This is a genomic window from Nocardioides sp., assembly GCF_036401255.1.
Classification (GTDB): domain Bacteria; phylum Actinomycetota; class Actinomycetes; order Propionibacteriales; family Nocardioidaceae; genus Nocardioides.
The window spans coordinates 1-2001 of sequence record NZ_DASWVI010000074.1; the positions used below are offsets into that span (position 1 = coordinate 1).

Consider the following 2001-nt stretch of genomic DNA (forward strand, 5'->3'; position numbering starts at 1 on the left):
TCGCGTGGGTCGCACCCTGGCGGCTGTCCGTCGACGCGTGGTGGACCTGGGCGCTCCCGATCCTCGGCGTCGACTTCCTCTTCTACTGGGCGCACCGCGTCGCCCACCGGGTGCGGCTCGTGTGGGCCACCCACCAGGCGCACCACTCCAGCGAGTACTTCAACTTCGCCACCGCGCTGCGCCAGAAGTGGAACAACTCCGCCGAGATCGTGTTCTGGCTGCCGCTGCCCCTGCTGGGCGTGCCGCCGGCCCTGGTGTTCCTCGGCTTCTCGATCAGCCTCGTCTACCAGTTCTTCGTGCACACCGAGCGGGTCGACAGGCTCTGGCGGCCGGTGGAGCTGGTGCTCAACACCCCCTCGCACCACCGGGTGCACCACGGCAGCGACCCCGAGTACCTCGACCGCAACTACGGCGGGATCCTCATCGTCTGGGACCGGCTGTTCGGCTCCTTCCAGCCCGAGCTGCACCGCCCGACGTACGGCCTCACCACGCCGGTCGGCACCCACCACCTCGTCCGCCTGCAGGTCCATGAGTACGCCGCGATCGCCCGCGACGTCCGCCGCACCCCCAGCTGGCGCGACAAGCTCGGCTACGTGTTCGGGCCCCCGGGCTGGCGACCCGAGACCGCCGGCACCGTCTCCGAGCCTGTGCTGGCCGCCGAGCCGACCGTTCCCTGACCGACGTCGCGGGCCCTTGGTCCCGGGACCACGGGACGGTGGATCCCAGGACGCCGTCCGCGCGGGCGGCTACCCTCGCAGAGAGAGGAGAAGTGTGCCGGTCGGACGCCTGTCACCGTGGGTCGTCGCCCTGTCGGGGCTGACGGCCCTCCTTGTCGTCGCGCACCTGATCCAGGGCAGCGGACCCCTCGGCGACACGACGTACCTCCTCGGCATCTGGCTGGGGCCGCTCGTCGGCCTGATCGGCACGCTGCGCACGCCCCGCGAGCTCCGGCTGGTCCCGGCCGTGCTCACCGCCGGGCTCACGCTCTCCGCCCTGGGCGACCTGGTCTGGCTGATCTACTCGTGGACCGGCAGCGACCCCGACGTGTCGTGGGCGGACGTGCCGTACTTCCTGAGCTACGTGGTCATCGGGGCGGCGATCTCGCTGGCGATGCTGCGGCGTACCACCGGCGCGTTCCACACCGACCTCGACTCGGTCATCGACGCCCTGACGATCGTCGTGATCAGCCTGCTGGTCTTCTGGACCATCTCGATCCAGGACATCGTGCTCGACGACTCCGTGTCGGTGTTCGTCCGCGTGGTGTGGCTGAGCTACCCGGTCGCCGACGCGGTGCTGCTGACGCTGGTGCTGCGCGCGCTCTCCGAGCGCCGCACCCGGCGGGTCGTCGGCCTCGGGCTGCCGCTCGGCCTGATGTGCTGGCTGCTGGCCGACATCGGCTACTTCACGGTGCCCGTGGAGGGCACCACCTCGGCCGTGCTCGACGTGGGGTGGATGCTCAGCGTCATCTTGATGGGCTCCTCGACGTTCCGTCCGCAGGTCCTCGAGGACCCGGTCGAGGACGCGAAGGTGATCGCCCAGCCGCCGCTGGTCAAGCTCGGGATCGCGATCGGGCCGATGCTCGTCCCGCCGGTGCTGCTGCTGATCACCGAGCACACCGGCCACGAGCGGACGACGGCGATCGCGATCGGCATCTTCGCGATCGCGCTGATCGCGTTCTGGCGCACCGAGCGGCTGCTGCGCTCGGAGTACCACACCCGCCGCGAGCTGGCCCAGGCGCGGGATGCGGCGTTGGAGGCGTCGCGGGCGAAGTCGACGTTCTTGGCGACGATGAGTCATGAGATCCGTACGCCGATGAACGGGGTGATCGGGTTGACGGGGTTGTTGTTGTCGACCGATCTCGACGAGCGGCAGCGTTCCTATGCCGAGGGGGTGGACACGGCGGGGAACTCGTTGATGGCGATCATCAACGAGATCTTGGACTTCTCCAAGGTCGAGGCCGGGCACCTGGAGCTGGAGACCATCGACTTCGACCTGGTCCGG

2 protein-coding genes are annotated in these 2001 nt (G+C 69.7%); both read left to right on the forward strand.

Translation table 11 applies throughout. The annotated features are described in order from the left end of the window. A partial coding sequence (locus tag VGD85_RS03485) for a sterol desaturase family protein (RefSeq protein ID WP_331062058.1) occupies window positions 1–677 on the forward strand: 677 nt, incomplete at its 5' end. 94 nt (window positions 678–771) lie between these two features. Continuing rightward, on the forward strand, window positions 772–2001 hold a 1230-nt coding region (locus tag VGD85_RS03490; protein WP_331062059.1), incomplete at its 3' end, for a histidine kinase dimerization/phospho-acceptor domain-containing protein.